The 21,893-nt window shown below is 58.2% G+C and carries 21 protein-coding genes; 10 read left to right on the top strand and 11 right to left on the bottom strand.

What is annotated here, in order from left to right; all coding sequences use genetic code 11:
- Positions 1 to 129: 129 nt before the first annotated feature.
- The 3 genes from MHAR_RS07745 to MHAR_RS13420 all read right to left on the bottom strand — a co-directional run bounded on the left by MHAR_RS07745 (position 130) and on the right by MHAR_RS13420 (position 2,841).
- Entirely contained in the window at positions 130 to 1,911 is a 1,782-nt protein-coding gene (locus tag MHAR_RS07745; protein WP_014587059.1) for a pentapeptide repeat-containing protein, read from the bottom strand.
- A gap of 108 nt (positions 1,912 to 2,019) precedes the next feature.
- Positions 2,020 to 2,421: a hypothetical protein gene (locus MHAR_RS13425; protein ID WP_014587058.1), complete on the bottom strand. Its 402-nt coding sequence runs from the start codon at positions 2,419 to 2,421 to the stop codon at positions 2,020 to 2,022.
- A gap of 3 nt (positions 2,422 to 2,424) precedes the next feature.
- Positions 2,425 to 2,841, bottom strand: a complete 417-nt coding sequence (locus MHAR_RS13420) for a hypothetical protein (RefSeq protein ID WP_014587057.1) — start codon at positions 2,839 to 2,841, stop codon at positions 2,425 to 2,427.
- 358 nt (positions 2,842 to 3,199) lie between these two features.
- Between MHAR_RS13420 and MHAR_RS07740 the strand changes: the two genes are divergently transcribed.
- Positions 3,200 to 5,995, top strand: a complete 2,796-nt coding sequence (locus MHAR_RS07740) for a DNA-directed DNA polymerase (protein WP_014587056.1) — start codon at positions 3,200 to 3,202, stop codon at positions 5,993 to 5,995.
- Positions 5,996 to 6,067: 72 nt separating this feature from the next.
- Here MHAR_RS07740 and MHAR_RS07735 read toward each other — a convergent pair whose 3' ends face one another.
- The 3 genes from MHAR_RS07735 to MHAR_RS07725 form a co-directional block, all read right to left on the bottom strand.
- Positions 6,068 to 6,643, bottom strand: coding sequence for a flavodoxin family protein (locus MHAR_RS07735; RefSeq protein ID WP_014587055.1), 576 nt, complete (start codon positions 6,641 to 6,643; stop codon positions 6,068 to 6,070).
- 45 nt (positions 6,644 to 6,688) lie between these two features.
- Positions 6,689 to 9,469, bottom strand: coding sequence for a DEAD/DEAH box helicase family protein (locus MHAR_RS07730; protein WP_014587054.1), 2,781 nt, complete (start codon positions 9,467 to 9,469; stop codon positions 6,689 to 6,691).
- Positions 9,470 to 9,668: 199 nt separating this feature from the next.
- Positions 9,669 to 11,048 carry a cobyrinate a,c-diamide synthase gene (locus MHAR_RS07725; protein ID WP_014587053.1) on the bottom strand — a complete coding sequence of 460 codons (1,380 nt, stop codon included), beginning with the start codon at positions 11,046 to 11,048 and terminating at the stop codon, positions 9,669 to 9,671.
- A gap of 140 nt (positions 11,049 to 11,188) precedes the next feature.
- Between MHAR_RS07725 and MHAR_RS07720 the strand changes: the two genes are divergently transcribed.
- The 7 genes from MHAR_RS07720 to MHAR_RS07690 all read left to right on the top strand — a co-directional run bounded on the left by MHAR_RS07720 (position 11,189) and on the right by MHAR_RS07690 (position 16,355).
- Positions 11,189 to 11,914 carry a DUF166 domain-containing protein gene (locus tag MHAR_RS07720; RefSeq protein WP_014587052.1) on the top strand — a complete coding sequence of 242 codons (726 nt, stop codon included), beginning with the start codon at positions 11,189 to 11,191 and terminating at the stop codon, positions 11,912 to 11,914.
- A gap of 11 nt (positions 11,915 to 11,925) precedes the next feature.
- Entirely contained in the window at positions 11,926 to 12,741 is an 816-nt protein-coding gene (locus MHAR_RS07715; protein ID WP_081472301.1) for a fumarate hydratase, read from the top strand.
- The gene (locus MHAR_RS07710; RefSeq protein WP_014587050.1) at positions 12,726 to 13,265 is read left to right on the top strand and encodes a fumarate hydratase C-terminal domain-containing protein; all 540 of its coding nucleotides are present in this window, start codon (positions 12,726 to 12,728) and stop codon (positions 13,263 to 13,265) included. Before MHAR_RS07715 ends, MHAR_RS07710 begins: the two co-directional genes overlap by 16 nt.
- Positions 13,235 to 13,894: a DUF434 domain-containing protein gene (locus MHAR_RS07705; protein ID WP_014587049.1), complete on the top strand. Its 660-nt coding sequence runs from the start codon at positions 13,235 to 13,237 to the stop codon at positions 13,892 to 13,894. The genes MHAR_RS07710 and MHAR_RS07705 overlap by 31 nt, the downstream gene beginning before the upstream one ends.
- Before the next feature lie 120 nt (positions 13,895 to 14,014).
- Complete coding sequence (locus MHAR_RS07700) at positions 14,015 to 14,467, top strand: hypothetical protein (RefSeq protein ID WP_014587048.1); 453 nt, start codon at positions 14,015 to 14,017, stop codon at positions 14,465 to 14,467.
- Between the two features lie 203 nt (positions 14,468 to 14,670).
- Entirely contained in the window at positions 14,671 to 15,504 is an 834-nt protein-coding gene (locus MHAR_RS07695; protein ID WP_048144502.1) for an ATP-binding protein, read from the top strand.
- Positions 15,501 to 16,355 (top strand): ATP-binding protein, encoded by an 855-nt coding sequence (locus tag MHAR_RS07690; protein WP_014587046.1) that lies wholly within the window; start codon positions 15,501 to 15,503, stop codon positions 16,353 to 16,355. The genes MHAR_RS07695 and MHAR_RS07690 overlap by 4 nt, the downstream gene beginning before the upstream one ends.
- Before the next feature lie 58 nt (positions 16,356 to 16,413).
- Here the strand turns inward: MHAR_RS07690 and MHAR_RS07685 are convergent, their stop codons facing one another.
- The gene (locus tag MHAR_RS07685) at positions 16,414 to 16,902 is read right to left on the bottom strand and encodes a hypothetical protein (protein WP_014587045.1); all 489 of its coding nucleotides are present in this window, start codon (positions 16,900 to 16,902) and stop codon (positions 16,414 to 16,416) included.
- Between the two features lie 63 nt (positions 16,903 to 16,965).
- Here MHAR_RS07685 and MHAR_RS07680 point away from each other — a divergent pair, with 63 nt between their 5' ends.
- A complete protein-coding gene (locus MHAR_RS07680) occupies positions 16,966 to 17,682 on the top strand; it encodes a glucose-6-phosphate isomerase family protein (RefSeq protein WP_014587044.1) in 717 nt (238 codons plus the stop codon).
- 13 nt (positions 17,683 to 17,695) lie between these two features.
- Positions 17,696 to 18,655 carry a UbiA prenyltransferase family protein gene (locus tag MHAR_RS07675; protein ID WP_014587043.1) on the top strand — a complete coding sequence of 320 codons (960 nt, stop codon included), beginning with the start codon at positions 17,696 to 17,698 and terminating at the stop codon, positions 18,653 to 18,655.
- 152 nt (positions 18,656 to 18,807) lie between these two features.
- On the opposite strand, the gene MHAR_RS07670 is transcribed toward MHAR_RS07675, so the two are convergent.
- From MHAR_RS07670 to MHAR_RS07655, 4 genes are all read right to left on the bottom strand, one after another.
- Entirely contained in the window at positions 18,808 to 19,128 is a 321-nt protein-coding gene (locus tag MHAR_RS07670) for a HepT-like ribonuclease domain-containing protein (RefSeq protein ID WP_014587042.1), read from the bottom strand.
- Between the two features lie 13 nt (positions 19,129 to 19,141).
- Positions 19,142 to 19,423 (bottom strand): nucleotidyltransferase family protein, encoded by a 282-nt coding sequence (locus MHAR_RS07665; RefSeq protein ID WP_014587041.1) that lies wholly within the window; start codon positions 19,421 to 19,423, stop codon positions 19,142 to 19,144.
- A gap of 222 nt (positions 19,424 to 19,645) precedes the next feature.
- Positions 19,646 to 20,395 carry an alpha/beta hydrolase gene (locus tag MHAR_RS07660; RefSeq protein WP_014587040.1) on the bottom strand — a complete coding sequence of 250 codons (750 nt, stop codon included), beginning with the start codon at positions 20,393 to 20,395 and terminating at the stop codon, positions 19,646 to 19,648.
- Between the two features lie 283 nt (positions 20,396 to 20,678).
- On the bottom strand, positions 20,679 to 21,836 hold the full coding sequence (locus MHAR_RS07655; protein WP_014587039.1) for a baeRF10 domain-containing protein: 1,158 nt from the start codon (positions 21,834 to 21,836) through the stop codon (positions 20,679 to 20,681).
- Between the last annotated feature and the right edge of the window lie 57 nt (positions 21,837 to 21,893).

The raw sequence follows: 21,893 nt of genomic DNA, 5'->3' as shown, positions 1-21,893 counted from the left end.
GATTGAGGTTGACAGAGAAGATGGGGGAGAAGTACTAAGATAATTCGAATGGGGACTTGTATCAGCTTCATCCTTATACGCCTCGGTTCTTTCGGCGTCAACGGTTCGCCTGAGCCTAATAGGTAAGAATCAAAATGCCATCTTGTTAGATAAGGCTGCTATGAATAAACCAAATACGATCAACCCTAATAATCCCTCCAATAACCCAAGAAATCTAGTGAGTGCACTGGTGGATGGCATACTATCGTGGGGCTGCAATGTGAAGATCTGTAGACTAAGGACGAGATATTCTTTGAAGCTTTTTTCCTCGATTTTCTCCTTAGATCTTCTTTTCTTCGACCGTATATTGATTATCTTGTAGAAGATGGCAAATGATAACACAAAAATACTAGCCGGTATTATCACATACTTTGGACGGACGCCATATCCGCATGAATACCTGAAAAACCAGTCTTCTAATTTTTTGAAGGATAAATCTCTCGGTTGACTATTTAATCGGAATTGAAAGTAACAATCATTAGCATCACTGATCCTCCCGATTTCTTTGAAGTTCATAATCAATCTCATGTATGTGGCGTCATCACATGTTAGGCGATTAACAGGGTTGAAATTAATTGAGTCGAAATTAATATCTAACCTCCCTAAACCAAATTTCATGCTACTCATATTCAAGAGGCCCTCAAAATATACTTTAGTGAAATCGAGATCTCCTCTGAATTCTGACTGGTTGAAGTCGGTTTCACCGAGAAATTCCGTATCTTCAAAGTCAGCGTTTCCATTGAAATCGCTTTTTTGGAATTCGGTTTTACCGAGAAATTTCGTATGGTTAAAGTAAGCGTTTCCTTTAAAATCGCTAAGCATAAAAATAGCATTTCCGAAGAATGTGGAGTTCATGAATGTTGTATCTATACTGAATTCTGAAGAAATGAATGATGTTTCGTTATTAAATTGTGTATTTTTGAATTTTGATTCTCCGTAGAATTTTGCTCCTTTAAACCAAGCAATGTCATTATTGCTGAATTCAGCGCTGGAGAATTGAGTTTGATTGTTGAATTTTGCCGCACTAAAGTCAGCTATATTATTAAATTTTGCATAATCAAATTTGGCATCTCCGCCAAAAGTAGCACTTTCGAATTTGGCATCTCCGCCAAAAGTAGCACTTTCAAAATAAGCTCCGCTGAAACCGGAATTCGTGAAGTTGGTTTTTTTTGAAAAGTTAGTTCGATAAAAATTAATTTTTTCTTTACAGTTGATATGACTAAAATCAACATCGCCCAAGAACTTAGCATTTTCCAGTTCTATAGCACCGCCAAAATCCACATTTCGAAATATGGCATTCCCATTGAAGTGAGCATGTTTAAAATCGCCCCCTTTTTTGAAACCTGTGTTGGTGAAATCTACATTGTTCCCGAACTTAACCTCCTTCAAATCGGCAAATTCTTTGAATTCTGACGATTTGAAATTAGCATTTTGAGTGAAATTAGTACGTTGAAAATAAGCTTCAGTAAAGTTAGCACCCTCGAAGATAGCATTCTTTTCAAATTTAGTCTGGAGAAAGTTTACTTTCCTCGTAAAATTAACTTTTTCGAAGTCAGCATTTCCAAAGAAATACGTATTTTCAAATATGACTTCATCTCTAAAATTAGTGGACTTAAAATCGGTGTCTTGCATAAATTTGGTATCTGAAAAATCTACCAACCCATGAAAGATTGTCTCTTTAAAGTCTACTTTACCTGTAATCGTACAATTCTTAATTTCTATATTTTTTTTAACATCTGAATTGAATTTTATATCTCCATTGATTATATTTTTTTCGTATTTTACTGGTTTCTCGTTATTTATTTCATCAATTATGTCATCCGCATAGACTACCCCATCTGAACAAATCGATCCGCTATGACCCAATCCCACAACTAGCAATAATATTGAACAGATTAATAAGGCTAAACCTATATATGTTCTTATTGTTATTAAGACTCCCCCAAAATTAACAAAGTACTTTAATAATATTCATTTATTCTATCTCACTTCTGAACAATTCTTTGAATAATCTTTTGATGTATATGCAATCGAATCTTTGACATAATTGTTGAAGTGACCGCAATGACCTGGATTTATATATTTTGAAGTAATGATTGCATAAATCGTATATATTTCATTGCAATTAAAGTCGATATCAAATTCCCAGATTCCATTTCCTTTATCTCGCCCTTCTGGATATGAATATCCTTCAGCATCATGATATTTAGGATATCTGAACACACAAATATGATTCTCATCTGGTAATACATCTATTTCAACAGTAACTTTAGTATCATTTACTCCTATAATCGTAATTTCCTGAGATTCAGCTGGACTGATGTTAACAGGTAAAATTAGTAAAAGGATTAGGCCAAATAATAAAAAAGAATGAGTATTCATAAATTATTTCCTCCTAACCATTATAATATCAGATTTTGCTATATTTTCAGGTATATTATCGAACGTATTATACTCCAGTTTGGAGGCTGTTATTATTGCACAGACGAATTGATAGGAACCCCAATCCATACCTTCTCTGCCAAAATAGACGTGTGCACGCCATATCCCTGTATTTGTATCAATGACGGCTTTTGGCTGTACCCACCAAGTGCCGGAGTCTGCTGGATTTATTATAACATAGATATGATAATCGGTATAATTTTTTAAATTCGTTTCACCTATAACCCAGTTTCGCCACTCCACTTCGTCTCCCTCTTCGGGGCTTGTGATGTTTATGGTGATATTCTCCATTCCAGCTAAGGATGGGGTGATTGATACTAGCGCTGCAACCATCATGAGTATGATTATCGTAGATTTCATCTTCGTCCTCCTTAGATAACTAAACTACATATACTTCAGTTATGGTTTAATATTCTTTCGGTCTGTAATCCCTTGACTTCTTAAATTAAATACATATTAATAATCGTTGACTTAAGGGGTAGTATAGCTGAAGATGCGCTAAAGTGGAGATTAAACAGCAGAAGTCGATTCAGATACATCAAGCACGATCTCAAAGTTGATCTTCTTCACAGTCCACAAAATTCCTCATGGCTACCACAATAAAACCCTAAAGACCTCTCCGATCGCCGCTCAGATCCGCGATCCTTCTTGCCATTGGACCTCAGCCACATTATCCGTATAACAAACTATATCACTCCCTTAAAACCTATCCCGGTTGATGATCTTCCAGATCCTGGACGCCAACTACGTCTACGACCCCGACGGGTTTCCCATAGTCCAGCTCTTCGGGACGACCCCTTCGGGCAGACCCGTCACCGTCCAGGCCTCTGGATTTCGCCCCTACTTCTACGCCCGAATCGACGAAAGGAGGATCGACTCGGCCATCGATGGGATCAGGGAGATGGGCCTCTCCGCCGAGGCGGTGGACCGATTTCGGCCCGTCGGCTACCAGAGGCGGCCTTCAAAGATGCTGAAGGTCGTCGCCAAGGACCCCAAGTCCGTCCGGGATTTCAGGGAGTCGGTCCTCTCCGTCCCCGGGGTCCTGGAGGTCTACGAGACGGACGTCCTCTTCAAGAACCGGTTCCTCATCGACCTCGACCTGGGGGGGATGAGGTGGGCGGAGGTGGAGGCCGGCAATGGTGGATCGGATTTGGAGACGGCGCCGGCGGGGTCTGCCACCATAGGCCCCGTCCCCTATACCTCCCTTCGGCCCGCGGGGGCGGGTCCAGCGGTGGCTGGAGGGGCGGAGAGGGAGAAGGTCCCCGGGGCGGAGGCAAGGGGTGGCGCGAAGGCGATCCCCAACGCCCCCCTCCGCACCCTGGCCTTCGACATCGAATGCCTCCCCCTCCACGGGGCGATGCCAAGCCCCGAGACCTCGCCGGTGATCATGGTCAGCCTAGCCTTCGACCCGCCTTACAAAGGGCGAGAAGACCTCGTCCTCGTCGGCCGGGATCTGGACTGCCCCCGGGGAGACGTCCTCTGCTGCGGTGGCGAGAGGGCGATGCTCGCCAGGTTCGTCGAGATCCTCAAGGACTACGACCCCGACGTCCTTGCCGGCTACAACTCGGCGGAGTTCGACTTTCCGTACCTGGAAGAGAGGGCGAGGAGGCTGAACGTGGAGGTCCGGGTCGGTCGGGACGGAGGCCCCTGGCGGGTGAGAAAGATCGTCAACCAGACCCGGGTCGAGATCACCGGAAGGATCGTCGTCGATCTTCTGCCCCTGGTGAGGTCGTCCTTCAGCCTCAAGCGCTACACCCTCAGGAATGCGAGCCTGGAGCTCCTGGGGGTCGAGAAGCACGACGTCGACCCTAAGGAGATGGAGGCGCTCTGGACCTCCTCCGGCGACGATTTCGCCCGGCTCGTCAGCTACTCCCGCCGCGACTCCTACCTCGCCCTCCACCTCCTCACCGACCTCCAGCTCCTCGACAAGTACATCGCCCTCGCCCAGACGAGCGGCTCCCTCCTCCAGGACGTCATCGACGGCGGCCAGACCGGCATGGTCGAGAACTTCCTCTTCCGAAAGTTCCAGGAGAGGGGGAGGGTCATCCCCCCCAAGCCCGACGCTGACCTCTCTTCTGCCAGGGCGGCCCAGAGCTCCGAGCTGAAGGGAGGAGAGGTCCTGGAGCCGAAGAAGGGGCTGGTGGAGGATGTTTTGATCCTCGACTACCGCTCCCTCTACCCCTCCATCATGATGGCCCACAACCTCTGCTACTCGACGGTCGTCACCGACGAGCGCCCCCCATCCGGGGGGGTCGTAAAGCCGCCCTCGGGGGGGGAGTTCGTCCTCCCGGGAGAGGCGCCGGGGATCGTCCCCGGGGTCCTCTCCGACCTCCTGGCCCAGAGGACCGATATCAAGCGTCGTATGAAGTCGGCTTCGGAGGAGGAGCGGAGCATCCTCGACGCCCAGCAGTACGCCCTCAAGATCCTCCTAAACTCCTTCTACGGCTACTCCGGATACGCCCGGGCCAGGCTCTACAGCCTCCCCCTCGCCAACGCCGTGACGAGCTTCGGCCGAACCAACATCCTGAACACCAAGCGGATGGTCGAGGAGATCGGGTCGGTCTACGTCCGGGACGGCAAAGCCCTCCTCCCCGAGGAGATGGCCTCCGCCTCCGGCGACTCCTTCCCCGCCGTCGGAGAGTTCAAGCGCTTCGACCTCTCGGTCGTCTACGGCGACACCGACAGCGTCTTCATCCGCCTCAAGCCCTTCGGCGGCAGCGGGGTAAAGCCGACCCTGGAGGAGGCGGAGCTGGTGGGAGGGAAGATCGCCGAGACGGTTACGTCCCGCCTGCCGCCGCCGATGGAGCTGGTCTTTGAGGCCTTCGCCCGCCGGGGGCTCTTCCTCGTCAAGAAGAGGTACGCCCTCTGGGTCTTCGAGAAGGTCGGCGGGGAGTGGCGGGATAAGATCAAGGTCCGGGGGATGGAGACGGTAAGAAGGGACTGGTGCGAGCTGACGAGCAAGACCCTCAACCGGTCTCTCGAGCTCGTCCTCATGGAGGGGAGGGTCGAGGAGGCCGTCGACCTCGCAAAGTCGGTGATCGACCGCCTCCAGAGGCTCGACCTGCGGAAGGACCCGGAGATCCTCGAGGACCTGGTCCTGACGAGGAGATACACCAAGAGCACCGCCTCCTACAAGAACAAGCAGCCTCACGTCCAGCTGGCGGAGAAGATGAGGGCGAGGGGCGGCCCCGTCCCCTCCGTCGGCGACCGGGTCCCCTTCGTCATCGTCCGGGGGCGGGGGCTCTTCGTCGACCGGGCCGAGGACCCCTCCTACGCCCTCGAGAACGGCCTATTGATCGACACCGACTACTACATCAATAAGCAGATCTTGCCGCCTCTGCTGCGCCTCCTCGCGCCCTTCGGGGTATCAAAGGAGCAGCTCGTCTGCTGCCCCGAGCAGCAGCGGCTCTTCGACCTCGCGCCCCCCGGGGCTGCGGTGGCGAAAGGAAGGGCTCCGTCCGGGCCACCAGCCGAGGGGCAGGAGCAGAAGCAGAAGTCCCTCTTCGACTTCTGATCCGCTGCCTTTCTCCCCTCCTTTCTCCCGTTCTCCCTCTACCTCCCCTATGCCCGCCCTCCGCCACCGGCATCAGCCGTTGATCTTCTGCAACAGCCACGCCATATTCGAGCCGAGGACCCTCATCGTCTCCATCCCCTCGGCGTCCGCCTCCACATCCCCCGGCGCATAGCCGAAGCCGAGGTTCCAGTAGCTCGATCCGGGGACGACCATCTCGCTGATGAAGAAGAAGTGGTTGATCGAGTCGAAGGTGTGGATCGCCCCGGCCCTGCGGACGGCGACGACCGCCGCCCCCACCTTCCGCCGGAAGAGGCCGCCGTTGGCTCTTGCGACGAAGCCTGCCCGGTCGATGAGGGCCTTCATCTCCGCCGAGACGTCGGCGAAGTAGGTCGGCGAAGCGAGAATGATCCCGTCCGCCTCGACCATCTTTCTTATGCATTCGTTGACGACGTCGTCGTCGATGGTGCAGCGTCTGTCCTGATTCGCGACGCAGCCGCGGCAGGCGGTGCATCCCCGGATCCGCTCTCCCGCGAGCTGGACAAGCTCGGTTTCTATATCCTCTTTCTCCAGCTCTTCCAGGACCCTTCGCACGAGGATGGCGGTGTTACCGTCCCTCCTCGCGCTCCCGTTGAAGGCGACTACTTTCATTATTATACCCCAAAGTTTTTATCCTATCTGCAAAAAGGCAGAGATCTAGTTACGCATTCTCCGTTTATTTGGTTCGCAGACCCTGCAAGGTATGTATCCTAGACTCTTTGCTGCTTCGGCGTTAGGAAAGGAGATTAGATCTTCTAGCGGTATTTTTTTTGCCCAACCGCAGCTAGGAAGATGATATTTATTTGAGTCAATAGATCCGACAAAGTTCATGTCTTCTGCAGTTTCTACTTTACCGGTTAATTTGTCTTTTATCCATTGGGCAGCCTCGACAGAGTGCGGATAACTCTTGTTCTCATTTTTTCTGTCCTCAGACACCACGGCTATCTTGCTCGGTTTGTAAGGACTTCCACATTTGTTGGATTCTAGTGAACCGCATATACGTGTGACCAATTCTGATAGGTGGGGCTTCAGCCATTTTGGATTGTTCCCGTAATGGAGTCTTACTTCCCATTGATAGTAACATGGCCGGATTTCGCTGATCATAATAGTCTTCACAGCCCCACAATTATAGAAGAAGTTGATCGTCCTTTGGGCAAACTCGATCCAACCCTTAAGATCTTCGTCTGATAAGTACGCAGGCACTTCAATCGCTGGGAGCCCTTCAGGCGGCTCAGTGAGTTTCGTCTTATGGTCTCGGAAGGTGATGGTATCTGTTCTCTTCTTGTTATTACATTCTCCACATAAAGTCTGGAGGTTTTCTGGATTGTTGGACCCGCCCAAGTATCTTGGATCTATATGGTCGACCTGCAAAAAGCTTCTCTTTGTGGTTCCGCAACAGAGACACGTATATTCATCCCGTTCTTTAATCTTGATTTTTTCCTCTTCAGTGAGTAAAACCGGCAGATTATCATCAATCTCACCTGTATATTTTTGAGGCGAAGGCGGATTGAGTATCCTGTTGGCACAACCATCATATTGACTTTTAAAGTGACCGTATGAAGGATAGATTACGTTCCAATATCGATCATATCTAGAATATTCTCTCTGAAGATCTTGGTTTAGCCTGGTGGGTCCGGTATCTCTTTCAATGTGCTCTTTTGCTATCTGGTCCAGGTCGTGATTCTCACGCTCTTTGAATGGGAAGAACCTCGGAGGTGAGCGGTTCTGCGCCATGTGACGGAGAATGCTGAAGACGTCCTGATCCATGTTAGACCCGAAGTGTCTCTGAGGTTCCCGGAAGAATTCGACCTTTTGAGCTTCAACAAGATCGCTCACATCCTCGAACTGGACACTCTCGTTCTCAAACTCAGCGAGATCCTTATCATGTAATCCGTTGACCAGGTTCTCGTAACCGTCTTTTTCGTGATCGAAGACCATGACCAGCCTTTTTACCGGCTCAAGGTTATCGCTCCCATTGAGCTGAGCAGTATAATCGACGAGGTACCATCCCGCTGGAAGGAGCTGCAAAAAGGGAGTCGCATTGACGTTGAGCCCTGAATCTATCTGTATAGCCAATTTGCGGATGAGTTCGATGGAGATGTACTGCAAGGGCGGACGCTCACCGGGCTTAGGTTCCTTTCCGCTGATGCCACCGTCTGGCATCTCATACTCAGCCCAGTTTATGAGCTGCTGCCAGTTGTCTGTAAAGAATACGAGATGGGCCTTCTCCGTCCCGCCGAACTTTGGACCGCGGAGAGCGCGGCCCACCATCTGGGTCAGAAGGTTTCGGCTGGTGGTCTGACGGGTGATAAAGGCGCTTTCTGCATCTGGAAGATCGGTACCCTCCGTAAGCATACGGACGTTTAGGATGACGTCCAGCTTTCCGGCTTTAAAAGCCTCCAAAACCCGCCTGTTGTTCTCATCGGCACTCTTTTTGTTGACCCCTCTAGTAACATGAGAGTAGACAGAACCGGCATTAACTCCCCTTTTTTCGAGATATTCTGCGATGGCCTCACACTGATACCAGCGATCTGCGAAGATGATCGTCTTGCCGTACTTCTTGCGATTACCTACATAAGTTGCGCCGATGTACTCGTTTCTTGCACGGTTTTCTGCCAGCTGTTCGATTATATCTTCGGGGATGTCTCGAAAAGTACCTATCCACTTCTGATATTCTCGTTCATCGAAATCCGGCTCAAAATTCGTCTGGTGTTGTTCTGAGACCGGTTCCGCGAGGATCCCCTCCGCCATAAGCTTCTGGGGTGAGACCTGATAAACGATCCCCTGAGGGAAGAGTTCGGATAGCCAGCCTTCGCGACCTTTGTCGGTATAGCTGGGAGTTGCGGTGAGCCCAAGAACGTACATCCTCGGTATTTTATCTCGCAGACTTTGAATCAGCTTTCTGTAGCTGGGTGCGGGGGCATGGTGTGCCTCGTCAAAGACGACGAAGAGCTTTTTACCTGCAGACTTGAGGAACGCCTCCAAAGCCCTGTGGTGTTCCTTGTGGGCTTTGGCGATCGTCTGGAGCGTCGCGATGACCACGTCATCGTCAGGCTTGATTTCGTATACAGGATAATGATCTTTCGTTCCCGAAACAACCCTAACTTTCAGAGACCCTCTCGGCTCTGCGATCTGTCCGATATCTTCCTCCAGGCTTTTGAAAGCCTGCTCCAAAAGATGGTGAGTGTGAGCGAGCCAGAGGACTTTGTACCCGTCGGAAAGGGCCGTCTTGCAGAGAAAACGAACCGCGGTAAAGGTCTTTCCGCCTCCGGTGGGCAGTACGAGAATGGCCCCAGCTTGGGGTTCTGGATTGCCCTCGTACCAGCGATAGAGTTTATCAATGGCTGCAGACTGATGGCTGGCCGGGATTTTCGACGAGTTGCTCTTGCGAGCCTTAGAGAGATCGTATCTGATACAGTAATTTGGAGCGTCAGTCATGGTCGTCCGCTATTTGTTTCTTGCTATAGTGAAAAACATTTCGCTCTTATATGATAACATTCTGATTATAAATATTAGACTTTGAGCCCATAAGATCAATTGATGTATTGGGAAGAAAACCTGACCAGGTTCCTTTGATGCTGGAGGAGTTATCCCAGAAAAATTGTAGAAGTTTATACAGTATTGAAGACGATCAACATCATCTTCTCCCGTACCTCCTGCAATTCGCGACGAACCTCTCCACCGGGAAGGTGGAGAAGTGGGTGTGAAGGTAGCTTCCCAGTGTCTCGTGCTCGACGAGGCCGTCTCTGTCCCCGACGATCCCCTTCCCGCGCCGGAACCGGTAGGCGAACCGCGCGTCCCTCGCGCAGTCCATCTTCGAGTAGTGAAACTCATGCCCCCTGATGACCGATCCTCTCGCGACGACGGGGTTCTCGGCGACGACGTCCCCCTCGACGTACCCCAGGGCTTGAAGCCTGCCGGTCATCGCCGTCGTCGCCGGCAGCACCCCCGCCATCTTCTTCTCCGAGTCGCCGTCCTTCGATACCACCGACTCACAGAGGTACATCAGGCCGCCGCACTCGCCGTAGATCGGCATCCCGTCCCCGGCAGCCTTCTTTATTTCATGGCGTGTCGGCGACTCCTCCAGCTCCCGGGAATACAGCTCGGGGTAGCCGCCGCCGAGGTAGAGGCCGTCGGCCTCGGGGAGGGGGTCGCGGATGGGGCTGAAGAACTCGATCTCTGCGCCTAGCTTCCGGAGGATCTCGAAGTTCTCGGCGTAGTAGAAGCAGAAGGCCTCGTCGTATCCGACGGCGATTCTGATTCTACCGCCCTCCAGGTCAGGCACCGTCTCCGTCTCCGCTTCCTGCGCCGCCTGCGCCTGCGCCACCTGCGCCTCAGGCTCCGCTACATCGCATCCGAGCTCGAGGATCCCGTCGAGGTCGGCGTTCTCCTCGAGGAAGTCCGCGAGGGCATCCAGGTCGTGGCGGCTCTCAAAGCCCATCAGGAGCCCCAGGTGGCGGCTCGGAAGGGCTATCTCGCCCCGCCGGGGGAGGGAGGCGAGGATCGGTATCCCCAGGGGCGCGAGGGCCTCCTCCAGGAGGCCGCGATGGCGGTCGCTACCGACCCGGTTGAGGACGAGCCCCGATATCTTCACGCCGGGGTCGTAGCTCCTGTAGCCGAGGGCCATCGCCGCGGCGGACCTGCTCGTCCCGTGGACGTTCATCACCAGGAGGACGGGGGCTCCGAGGGCTTTCGCGACGGAGGCCGACGAAGCAACATCCGTCGCGTCGAGGCCGTCGTAGAGCCCCATCACCCCCTCGATGACGGCGACGTCGGCGCCCTCGACGCCTCGCGCGAAAGAGCGGCGGACTCCGTCTCTTCCCATCATGAAGGTGTCGAGGTTTCGAGAGGGCCTACCGCAGATGGCAGCATGATGAGATGGATCGATGAAGTCCGGCCCCACCTTGAAGGGGGCGACGACGAGACCCCGCCTCCTGAGGGCCGCCATCATCCCCAGGACGACCGTCGTCTTCCCGACGCCGCTGGAGGTCCCCGCGACGAGGACGCAAGGTATCATGATCCTTCCATCGGCTCCGGGGCTAATTTATCCTTTCGAAGGCGGCTCGCGGATATCCAGGGGCCCCGAAGGGCTTAGAGATGGGCTAGCAGGGTGGAGATCAAGAAAACTCTATAACCCTCCCTCGTCATGGAAGGGATATGCGAGTCGGAGTCGTCATTCGGGGTAAGTACGGCGAGCGTCTCATCGAGACGATAAGAGAGAGGACCGACTTTGAGGTCGTCTCCGTCGAGATCCCCCAAGCCCTGCCGGAGTTCATCGAGGACCCCGAGGAGTTCCTCGACGGCCTCGACCTTGACCCCGAGTTCTTCTCTTCAGAGCTGATCATCACCTACTCCCTCCACCCCGACGTCACCCCGGAGATAGCCGTCCGGGCCGGGAAGGGCGGCGCCCAGGCCGTCATCGTCCCCGGCGGGATCGGGAGGGCGGGATCGGTCCCAGAGCTGCAGAAGATCGCCGACCGCTACGGGATCTACATCGAGGTCGACGAGATCTGCTGCACCCTCGACCCCTGCGGTGTCGAGGCGGTCGACGCCTTCGCCGAGAAGCTCGGCCGGCCCCGGCTGGAGGTGGAGGTGGAGGACGGGAGGATAGCTCGGGCCGAGGTCCTCCGGGGATCCCCCTGCGGCAGCACCTGGCACGTGGCGAGGGATATCGTCGGGGTCACGGTCGAAGACGCCCCGCCCCGGGCCGGCCTCCTCTGCCAGATGTACCCCTGCCGGGCGGTCCGGGGCGGCGAGGGGGGGATCCACACCTCCGGCGACCTCCACAAGGCCGCCATGGAGGAGGCTCTTGGGATCGAGGGGGGGCTGAAGATACCGGACCAGTCGAGGCCGATAAAGATCCGGGGGAGGGACCGGCCCTGAGGCGAGAGGATCTGGTCTCTGCGACGGTGGCGGTCCTCGCCAGGGCCGAGACCGTCCTCCCCCTCTGGGTCGAGGAGGCGATAAGAGAGGCGGCCGCGAAGGAGAGGAGCGCCATCGCCAGATCCCAGCTCTCGGCGATCCTCGAGAACGTCGAGATCGCGGCCGCGGGCGGCGTCCCCCTCTGCCAGGATACGGGCCTCCCCGTCTTCCGCCTGGAGATCGGCCTCAACCTCTCGATACCGCCCTTCCTGGAGGAGGCGATCGCCGAGGGCGTCCGCCGGGCGACGGAAGAGGTACCCCTCCGCCCCAACGCCGTCGACCCCCTGACGAGGAAGAACAGCGGCGACAACACCGGCCCGGGGATTCCGGACCTGATCGTCGACCTCGTCCCCGGGGATTTCTTACGGATCACCGCCTTCCCCAAGGGGGCGGGGTCGGAGAACGGCTCCTTCCTCGCCATGCTCAACCCCGCCGACGACCCCATCGAGTTCGTCGCCCGCGAGGTGGCAAAGCGGGCGGGGAGGGCCTGCGCCCCCGTCTTCGTGGGGGTGGGGATCGGCGGGACCTTCGATCTCGCGCCGAGGCTAGCCAAGAGGGCGCTATTCCGGATGCCCGGCACCTCGGAGCTCGATCGGAAACTCTTGACGGATATAAACCGGCTTGGGACCGGCCCCATGGGGCTCGGAGGCGACTCCACGGCCCTGGCGGTGAGGATCGAGACCGCCCTCTGCCACACCGCATCCCTGCCGGTGGCGGTGAACCTCCAGTGCTGGGCGAACAGGTCCGCCTCTGCGACGGTGAGGGATGACGGATGGAACATCGACTGAAGACTCCGATATCGGGAGAGGAGGTGGCGGCCTTGAGGGCCGGAGACCTGGTCTGGATCAGCGGGACGGTCTACACCGCCCGGGACCGGGTCCACGCCCTCCTCGCCTCCGGGGAAAAGCTTCCGATCGACCTCGCCGGGGCGGTCATATACCACTGCGGTCCCCTGATCCGGGACGGGACCGTCCTCTCCGCCGGCCCCACCACCAGTGGCAGGGTCGGCAGGTTCACGAGAGAGGTCGTCGGCCTGGGGGTGAGGCTGATCGTCGGGAAGGGGGGGATATCCGAGGAGGCGGAGGCCCTCCGGGGGAGGGCGGCGTACCTCGCCTACCCCGGAGGCTGCGGAGCTCTGGCGGCCCGTCAGCTATCGGTGAAGCAGCTCCACCTCCCCGAGCTCGGGATGGCCGAGGGGCTCTGGGAGCTGGTAGCGGAAGGGTGGGGGCCGATGATCGTCGCCATCGACGCCTCCGGTGGAGACCTATACCGGGAGGCGAGATGCTGCCGGATGGGGGCCTCGAAGCCCTGAACCTCGCCGCCGAGGAGATCAGATACCTCCTCGACCGGGGCTACCCCTCGGGGCCGGCGGTCAGGTTCGTCTCCGACCATCGCCGCCTCCCCCGGGAGGATAGGTTCGTCCTCTCGAGGGTGGCCGTCCCCTCGGCCCTGGCGGCGGCTCGGAGGAAGAAACGGATCCCCGCTGAGAGGCTTGCGGGCCGGACCGTCGCCATCGACGGCTACAACGTCCTCATCACCGTCGAGAGCCTCCTTTCAGGCGCCGCCGTCTACCTCTGCGACGACGGCTTCCTCCGGGATGTCCGCGGGATCTTCAGAAGCTACCGATCCTCCGAGGTGACGGCCCCGGCGATCGGGGAGATCCTCTCGGTCCTGGAGGGGGCGGGGGTCGCTCAGGCGGAGGTGATCCTCGACCAGCAGATCAGCCGGAGCGGGGAGCTGGCGGCGACGATCCGGGGGGCTCTCGCGGACTTCGGCGTCCAGGGGGAGGCGACGACGGCGAGGGACGCCGACAGGAGGCTGAAGGTCGCGCCCCATCCGGTCGCCACCGGCGACGGCGGCATCATCGACGCCGCCCTGGAGGCCGTCGACCTCCCGGCGGAGGTCGCGAAGAGGAGGGGCATAACCCCCCTGATCCTCTGATTTTTAACCAGATCCTTCAAATTTTAGACCTCGTAAGCTCCCACCTTACTATAGTTATTTATTATATCCTGACCAAGGGTGTATAACATAGATCATGGCAATGTAGGGGGTAATTAAGAGATGAAGAAGATGAAGGCCATCCTGGCCTTTCTTGCCGTTATGGCTACGGCGTCCCTGGGCGGGGCGATATGGTTTCCCTTCATTCCGCTCAGCGATCACTCCATGGCCAAGTCCGTAGACGCCCACTGGAACCCGATATATCGGACCTACTCCTTCTCCACCGAGGACGACCAGGCCGTCTCCTGGATCAGGTTCGCAAGGGACCTCAAGCCCCACGAGATGGAGTGGCGGTGGTACGCGCCCAACGGCCAGCTCTACGCCCGGACCTTCGCCGTCGTCCCGCCGAAGAACTTCGCCAGCGGAGACTGGGAGGGGAAGACCTGGAGCGCCATCCAGATCCGGGGCTGCGAAGCCTCCCGGCTGCAGGGGACCTGGAGGGTGGATATCTTCAGGGACTGGATGAAGATCAAGACCGTATCCTTCAACATCGGCGGCCAGTACGTTCCTTGTTAGCCTCTGCTGGCTGACAGCGCCGCCTGGGATCCAGAGCGCGACCAAGAGGCAAGAGCTCGGGCTCTCTCGCTATAGGGAAGCATTAAAGTATATCCTCCCAAATGGGAGGATAGGTTCGGATCTCCGGCATCCTTTGGAGGAGAGTTTTCGGCCGGCCCGTCGAGATCCGGGAGTGGTCGACCGGCAGGGTGGAGGTTTTATCGATGATGATATCTGTGGCCAGCGGCAAGGGTGGGACTGGAAAGACCCTGGTGGCGACGAACCTCGCGGCGTCCATCGGCTCGGTGGAGCTTTTGGACTGCGACGTCGAGGAGCCGAACAGCTATCTCTTCTTCCCCGACCTGGAGGAGAGAGAGAGCTCCGACTGCAACGTGCCGATCCCGGTGATCGACGAGGATAGGTGCACCAGGTGCGGCAGATGCTCGGAGTTCTGCGCCTACCACGCCCTCGCCGTATTTCCAAAGGAAGTCCTCCTCTTCCCGGAGCTCTGCCACGGCTGCGGAGGGTGCGACCTCGTATGCCCCGAAGGAGCGGTCTCCATGGGGACGAGGGCCATCGGGAAGATCCACAGGGCGAGGTCCGGGGGGGTGAGGCTTCTATGGGGTGAGCTCTTCATCGGCGAGCCGATGGCAACGCCCCTCATAAGGGCGGTCAAGGCCGAGGCGAGGGGCGACCTCCTCCTCGTCGACTCCCCCCCGGGGACCGCCTGTCCCGTCATCGAGGCGGTCCGGGGGAGCGACTTCTGCCTCCTGGTCACCGAGCCGACCCCCTTCGGCCTCTACGACCTCTCGATCGCCGTCCAGGTGGTGAGGAGGATGGAGATCCCCTGCGGGGTGGTGGTGAATAGGAGCGGCATCGGAGACCGGGGGGTCTACGACTACTGCGAAAGAGAAGGGATCCCGATCCTCCTGGAGATCCCCATGAAGAGGGAGATCGCAGAGCTCACCTCCCGGGGGGCCCTATTCTCCAAGGTGATGGTCGAGTGGCAGGAGAAGTTCGTTCATCTCCTCGAAAGAATCGAGGAGGCGGCAAAATGAAGCAGCTGGTGGTCATCAGCGGGAAGGGCGGCACGGGAAAGACGACGATGACCGCATCCCTCGCCGCCCTCGCTAAAGGCGAGATGGTGGTGGCGGACTGCGACGTCGACGCCCCCGACCTCCACCTACTCCTGAAGCCCCAGGTCCGGGAGACCTTCGACTTTTATGGGCTAGAGGTCGCTTCCATCGACCCCGAGAAGTGCACAAAATGCGGCAAGTGCGAGGAGGCCTGCAGGTTTTGCGCCATCTCCGACTTTGCCGTCGACCCCGCCGCTTGCGAGGGGTGCCGGGTCTGCACCGTCGTCTGCCCCTCGGAGGCGGTCGCCATGACCGATAGAATCTCGGGCCACGCCTTCGTCTCTGATACCCGGTTTGGGACGATGGTCCACGCCGAGCTATTTCCTGGGGAGGAGGCGAGCGGAAAGCTGGTGACGATGGTGAGGGAGCTCGCAGCCCAGGTGGCGGAGAGGGAGGGAAGAGATCTTGTCATCATCGACGGCTCTCCGGGGATCGGCTGCCCCGTCATCGCCTCCATCACCGGGACAGACCTCGCCCTGGTGATGACAGAGCCCTCCATCTCCGGCGCCCACGACCTGGAGAGGATCCTCGCCGTCGTTGAGCACTTCGGGGTCGAGGCCCTCGTCGCCGTCAACAAGCACGACCTAAACCCCGATATGACAGAGAGGATCGGGGAACTCTGCCGCGACCTCGGCTTCGACCTCGCGGGAAAGCTCCCCTTCGACCCCGGCGTGGTGGGGGCAATGGTCCAGAGGAAGACCCTCGTCGAGGTGGAGGGGCCCGTCGGGGATGCGATCCGGGACCTATGGGATAAGATCCGGGCGAGGCTCTGACGGGACGCCTCCGGATCAGCCCCGCCCTCCGCCCCCCGAGGGTGGGATGGGGTCAGAGTCAGGAGTAGAGCCTGAAGGTGAGGGTCGAGACGTCCTCCTCTACGTCGCGATCGACCCGCTCCAGGGCGGCGAGGATCGAGGCGGTCCTGTGGAGGCCCGCGACGATCAGCCCGCCGATGGGGCAGAGGGGATGCGAGAGCCCCTCCTCGATCTGGCGATCGCTGGCGGGAGCAAAGAAGCAGCCTCGGATGGTGATGACGAGCCGGCCGTCCCTCTCCTCGAAGGAGGAGCCTCCGATCACCCCCGAGGCCTGGAGGGTCTTCATGAAGCAATCGATCTTCTCATCCCTCGTATCGAAGCCCGGCATGTCGCACTCCCTGAACTGCTCCATCTCCTCCCAGAGCCTGGTGCCGATGGCGACGGACATGATCATCAGGCCTCCGGACCCCTGGGTCGCCTGGACCGCCTCGGCGGTGGCGGCGACGAAGGTCATGATGAACCTCCTCAGGTCCTGGCAGAAGGGGGTGGCCATGGAGTCGTCTTCCATGATCTTCCATCCTCGGAAAAACGTTATAAATTTGCCGTTCCATCCTACCTCGGGTGTTCTGACTTGAACGAGCTCGAATTCGGCGGGAAGGTGAAGGAACCGGACGTGAGGATGCTCCGCGATATGGACGACGTCCTCTACGACAGGAGGTGGGCGAGAGGAGCCGAGGACCAGGAGCTCTACTACATGTACCGGGACCTCTTCCTCAGCAGGAGGGACGGCGACCTCTTCGTTGAGCAGGGGATCAGGTACGACATCACCATCATCCCGCCCCGGATGCTGGGGCGGGAGTACGTCAAGACGGCGGGCCACTACCACCCAACGGTCCCGGGCGAGGCGGTCACCTACCCTGAGGTCTACGAGGTCCTGGAGGGGGAGGCGACCTACCTCCTCCAGAGGGAGGACCTGAGCGACGTGTTGGTGGTGAGGGCGATGGAAGGCGACAAGGTGGTCGTCCCTCCGGGGTACGGCCACATCACCATTAACGAGTCGAACAAGAGGCTGAAGATGGCGAACTTCGTCGCCCGGGGCTTCTCGTCGATCTACGAGCCGATTCGAGAGAGGGGCGGGGGCGCCTACTTCCTCACCGAGGACGGGTTCGTCGAGAACCCGCGATGCGAGGAGGCGGCGCCCCTTCGGGAGATCGAGGTTCCGAAGGTGAAGGCCCTCGGCCTTTCGAAAAATCGGGAGATCTACCCCATCGGCCGCGAGGTGGGGAAGCTTGCCTGGCTCGTCCGCCCCCAGGATTACCTGGAGATCTTCGAGGGTTTTCTCGATTGAGGGGGAAGAGGGGTTGAGCGGCGGCGAGGAGGGGAGAGGGGATAAGACGACAGCGGGGGGGAAGCTGAGGGCCTACGCCGAGCTCCTCCGCCCGCCTCTTGCGCCGATGGACATCGCCCTTCCGGGGGCGGCGGCCCTCCTGGCCGCCTATGCCACCGCCGGGGCCCTGCCGGCGGCCTTACCCTTCGCCATCGCCACCCTGGGGGCGTATGCCGCCATCACCAGCTCTTACGTCTACAACGACTGCTGCGACGTCGACGTCGACGCCGTGGGGATGCCGGACCGGCCGCTGCCGTCTTCCCAGGTGACGAGGTCGGCGGCCCTCGCCTACTCGGCCCTCCTATTCGGCATAGCGGCGGCCGTCGCCTTCTACCTCAACCCTGAGAGCCTCGTCGCCCTCATCGGAGCGACGATGATCATGGCCGTCTACTCGAAGGCGGCGAAGAGGACCACCCCCTTCTCCTGGGCCCTCGTCGGCCTCTCCTTCGGGATAGTGCCGGTGGGGGTCTGGCTCGCCATGGCCCCGGCTGGGATCCTCAAGGACGGGCCCGGCCTCCACGCCGGGGCCCTCCTCCTGGGGGCGATGATCTGCATCACCGACTGGGGGTTCACCAACTGCGACGCCTCCCGGGACGTCGAGGGCGACCGGCGGGAGGGGATCCCCACCTTTCCCGTGACTTATGGCATCCCCCTGACGGCAAAGCTCGTCGCCGCCGCCTGGGTCGTCGGGGTCCTTCTCTCCATAGCCCTGGGGGTCGCGACAGGCCTCGGTCCGATCTACTTCGCCGCGGCCCTGGTGGCGGGAGGGTGGATGATCGCCCAGACCGTAGGCTTTGTGAAGACTCCAACGGCGGCGAGGGGGGAGAGGACCTTCTACCAGGGGGCGAACTACCGGGCGGTCCTATTCGCCGCCCTGATCGTCGACGTCCTCCTCCGGGCGACGGTGGCGGGGTACCCTGGGCTCTTAGGGTGAGGAGAGTTACGGGATGAAAAGTGAAGTCTGGCGGGATGGAAACCCCAATGAATCCTCACTCTGAAGCCCTTTGTAGGAAAAAAATGGTCTTTGCCGCTCCGAAGCAGTCGATTTGGATGATTCATGGTTGAAACGGCTCTTCAAAGCAAAGATCAGCTCTCAACCTCCAAAAGCAAGGTCTCGATCTCGGCTTTGAGCGGCCTGATCTCCTCGTTCAAGACGTTGGTGACCACGTCCCAGTCTATCCCGAAGTACTGGTGGATGAGCTTGTCCCTCATCCCGGCGATGAGCCTCCAGTCGATCTCCGGGTGACCATCCTTAATCTCTTGGGATACGTTCTTGACAGCCTCGCCGATGATCTCCAGGCTTCGCACGCAAGCCCTGCTCAGAACTTTATCACTCATAAGATCCTCGGCGTCCACACCCTCACATTCCGATAGAAGAAAATCGATCTCGTCGAGGATGTGCCTCAATAAGGCGGCGTCCTTATTCAGACCATACCACCTCCCTCTCAACGTAAGGCCTTATGTAGGGGCTCAGCCCCTTGACGGTCACCAGGTCCACCTCTCTATCGAAGAGCTCTTCGAGGAAGAAGACCAGGCCCATGAAGTTTCTGAAGGTCGGCTCCTCAAACTCCACCAGGACGTCTACGTCGCTCCTCTCCTTCTCCTCCCCTCGGGCATAGGAGCCGAAGATGCCGATCTTGCGGACGCCGAACTTCCTTTTAACCTCTTTCTCGTTAGCCTTCAGAATTCTGAGAGCGTCCATGGCAAGCCCCCGGGCGCTGCTCCTCGTCGGCAGGCCGAACTTTGCTTAAATTGGATCTTCTACCGTAAATAGGTACCATTAATCTATGCCCAATACCTCAATAGCGACCTCAACCCCTCCGACGACGCGAGGGCCCGGGTCCTCCCGGACGAACTCCACCTCCGCTCCCATCTCGGTTGGCATAGCCGGATAGGGCTCCCTAAAAGATCTGGGCTCACCCTATCACCCTACCATCCGCGCCAGCTCCTCTTCGATATAAGGGTCCATCTCCCCGCAGCGGCCGTGGGTGGCGCAATCGACGATGTGCATCGCTTTTGGCTCCAGAGCCTTCTGATAGGTCCGGCTCGCCGAATCGACGGGAATTACTGTATCGTTCTTCGAGTGGATCATCACCAACCTTCGGGGCGGGATTCTCTCGAGATAGGTATCGGGATCGATGGATCGCAGGAACCTGACCGCGTCCGGGCCGCTCATCCTCAAGAGATCGATCTCCTCCCCCTCTACATCGTAACCGCAGGTGCTGATGGCGACCACGCCCCGGGACCTCCTGTCCAGGGCGGAGGCGATGATGGCAAAGCGGCCCCCGTTGCTCTCCCCGAGGTAGACGATCCGGTCCGGATCGATCTCGGGCTGCATCCTCAGGACCTCGGCCGCCGCCAGGGCGTCGTGGACCATCTTGTGCTCCGTCGGCTCCTGGCCGTTGATGAACATCTCCAGATCGCCCCCCACGTCGACGCCGCCGCGGTTCCGCTGATCGAGGGCGATCGTCGCGTATCCCAGGCCGGAGAGGAGCTCTGCGAGGCCCTGCTCCTGCTCTTTGGTGACGGTCGCCCCGGGGAGGAGGACCACGCCTGGAAAGCCTTCTGGTCTCTTGGCCGAGGGCTCTCGAAGGAGGGCCGCCACCTCCGCCCCCCGGCTGCTGAAGCGGAGCTCCCGGAGGCTTGAGGCACCAGCATCCTCGGATGAGATCAAACGATATTCCGGCGCGGGTCTCCGGTATTCCAGCAATCCCTCTTCAGAAACCCTCCACTCAACGCCCGCCTCCGAGGAGAGGAAGACTCCTATGAAGAGGGCGACGATCCCGAGGGCAGCGATCGAGGTTGCTATTGAAGGTCTCTTCCCGATATTTTCCTCCCCCTCAGCCCCTTTCTGCAGGAATGGTACTTTATCGTTACGGCTAATCGCAGCCCGGAAGGGTGGAGTGAGCCCCTTATTTTTGACGGTATCCGCCGGCGATCTGACGGATATTCTGCCCCTAATACCTCAGAAGCGCCCCCACCCCCTCTCCCGAGGCGAGGCAGGCATCCTCCTCGACGAACTCCACCTCGGCTCCCGTCCTCTCCGCCAGCTCGTAGAGCTCATTGACGACGTCGACGGCCGAAGTCGGCCCACCGCAGTTCGGACAGGCCGGAGGCGGCCGCCTCCTCGCCTCCAGGGCCTGGCACCTCTCGCAGATCCAGCCCGGCGCCGAGGCGTCCTTGAGGAGGACGAGGACGCTCACCCGGCCCGCCTCCAGGGCGACCTTCGTCGCCTCGACGCCCCTGACCGCAAGGCCGCCCCTCAGGATCTGGGCCCGCAGCTCCTCCGCCCTCTCCATCGACAGCACCCTCTCGTCGGCGAGGGCGATCTCGTTTCCGATCTCGACGAGCTTCCTTTGGGGCGCGTCGATGGGGAGGTCGACGACGGCGAGAACCTTCCGTCCCAGATCATGGGGGAGGAGCTCCAGAAACTCCTTTTTGGCGTCGCCGGGACCGGCGACGACGAGCCCCCGCGTCTTGTGCCGGAGGCACGACTCCCGGACGTCCTCGGCCACCTCCGAGAGGAAGGACCGAACCGCCCCCTTCCGGAGGCGGTTGAACCTCATCTGGCTCCAACCCCCCTTCTTGTGCTTTCCCATCAGGTCCGCCGATAGCCGTCCCACCTCCTCCGGGACGTCGGAGCGGACGCAGAAGAGCCGGGCCTCCCGGGAGTCGAGGAGGAGGAGGCCGTAGTCGAGGTAGTCGTCCCGGAGCTTCGCGAGAGGGAGGAGGAAGGGGGAGGTGTCCAGGACCATGGCACGTCCGGGATCGATCCCGATCCTGTAGGCCCGGAGGAGGGGGGCGGGGGCCGAGGCGAAGACGATCCGCCCCCTCTCGCCGGGGATGGGCGATGAAAAGAGGAGGTCTTCGACGGTGGCCATCGTCTCTCTGAAGGACGCCTTCAGATCCGCCGGGAGGGCCTCCTCCATCGCCCTCGACCTCCTGGCGACGAAGCTGCGGTTCTCGGCCTCCTCCTCCCTCGAGGCGGTGGGGAGGTAGACCGATAAGAAGACGTCCTTCTCGTCTCGGACCTCTGCCAGCCCTCGAATATCTATCTCCGTCACCGGGGTGAGGCGACCTTCCCCTACCCCTTCGAACTCCGATCCGGGATCCATGCCCCCGGGATGGCCGATGGGGGGGAAAAGGGTTTCTGGGGAAAAGGGCCCGGAGGC

It is taken from the genome of Methanothrix harundinacea 6Ac, assembly GCF_000235565.1.
GTDB classification, from domain to species: Archaea; Halobacteriota; Methanosarcinia; order Methanotrichales; family Methanotrichaceae; genus Methanocrinis; species Methanocrinis harundinaceus.
The sequence above is the reverse complement of the archived record's forward strand: the minus strand, read 5'-3'. Positions and strand labels throughout refer to the sequence as shown.

Coding starts and splice junctions, on each gene's coding strand:
- MHAR_RS07720 (WP_014587052.1), top strand. CDS start 11,189: ATGCGAGTCGGAGTCGTCATTCGGGGTAAGTACGGCGAGCGTCTCATC.
- MHAR_RS13420 (WP_014587057.1), bottom strand. CDS start 2,841: ATGAAATCTACGATAATCATACTCATGATGGTTGCAGCGCTAGTATCA.
- MHAR_RS07730 (WP_014587054.1), bottom strand. CDS start 9,469: ATGACTGACGCTCCAAATTACTGTATCAGATACGATCTCTCTAAGGCT.
- MHAR_RS07705 (WP_014587049.1), top strand. CDS start 13,235: ATGCTGCCGGATGGGGGCCTCGAAGCCCTGAACCTCGCCGCCGAGGAG.
- MHAR_RS07695 (WP_048144502.1), top strand. CDS start 14,671: ATGATGATATCTGTGGCCAGCGGCAAGGGTGGGACTGGAAAGACCCTG.
- MHAR_RS07655 (WP_014587039.1), bottom strand. CDS start 21,836: ATGGATCCCGGATCGGAGTTCGAAGGGGTAGGGGAAGGTCGCCTCACC.
- MHAR_RS07685 (WP_014587045.1), bottom strand. CDS start 16,902: ATGGAAGACGACTCCATGGCCACCCCCTTCTGCCAGGACCTGAGGAGG.
- MHAR_RS07710 (WP_014587050.1), top strand. CDS start 12,726: ATGGAACATCGACTGAAGACTCCGATATCGGGAGAGGAGGTGGCGGCC.
- MHAR_RS13425 (WP_014587058.1), bottom strand. CDS start 2,421: ATGAATACTCATTCTTTTTTATTATTTGGCCTAATCCTTTTACTAATT.
- MHAR_RS07700 (WP_014587048.1), top strand. CDS start 14,015: ATGAAGAAGATGAAGGCCATCCTGGCCTTTCTTGCCGTTATGGCTACG.
- MHAR_RS07665 (WP_014587041.1), bottom strand. CDS start 19,423: ATGGACGCTCTCAGAATTCTGAAGGCTAACGAGAAAGAGGTTAAAAGG.
- MHAR_RS07725 (WP_014587053.1), bottom strand. CDS start 11,048: ATGATACCTTGCGTCCTCGTCGCGGGGACCTCCAGCGGCGTCGGGAAG.
- MHAR_RS07740 (WP_014587056.1), top strand. CDS start 3,200: ATGATCTTCCAGATCCTGGACGCCAACTACGTCTACGACCCCGACGGG.
- MHAR_RS07690 (WP_014587046.1), top strand. CDS start 15,501: ATGAAGCAGCTGGTGGTCATCAGCGGGAAGGGCGGCACGGGAAAGACG.
- MHAR_RS07735 (WP_014587055.1), bottom strand. CDS start 6,643: ATGAAAGTAGTCGCCTTCAACGGGAGCGCGAGGAGGGACGGTAACACC.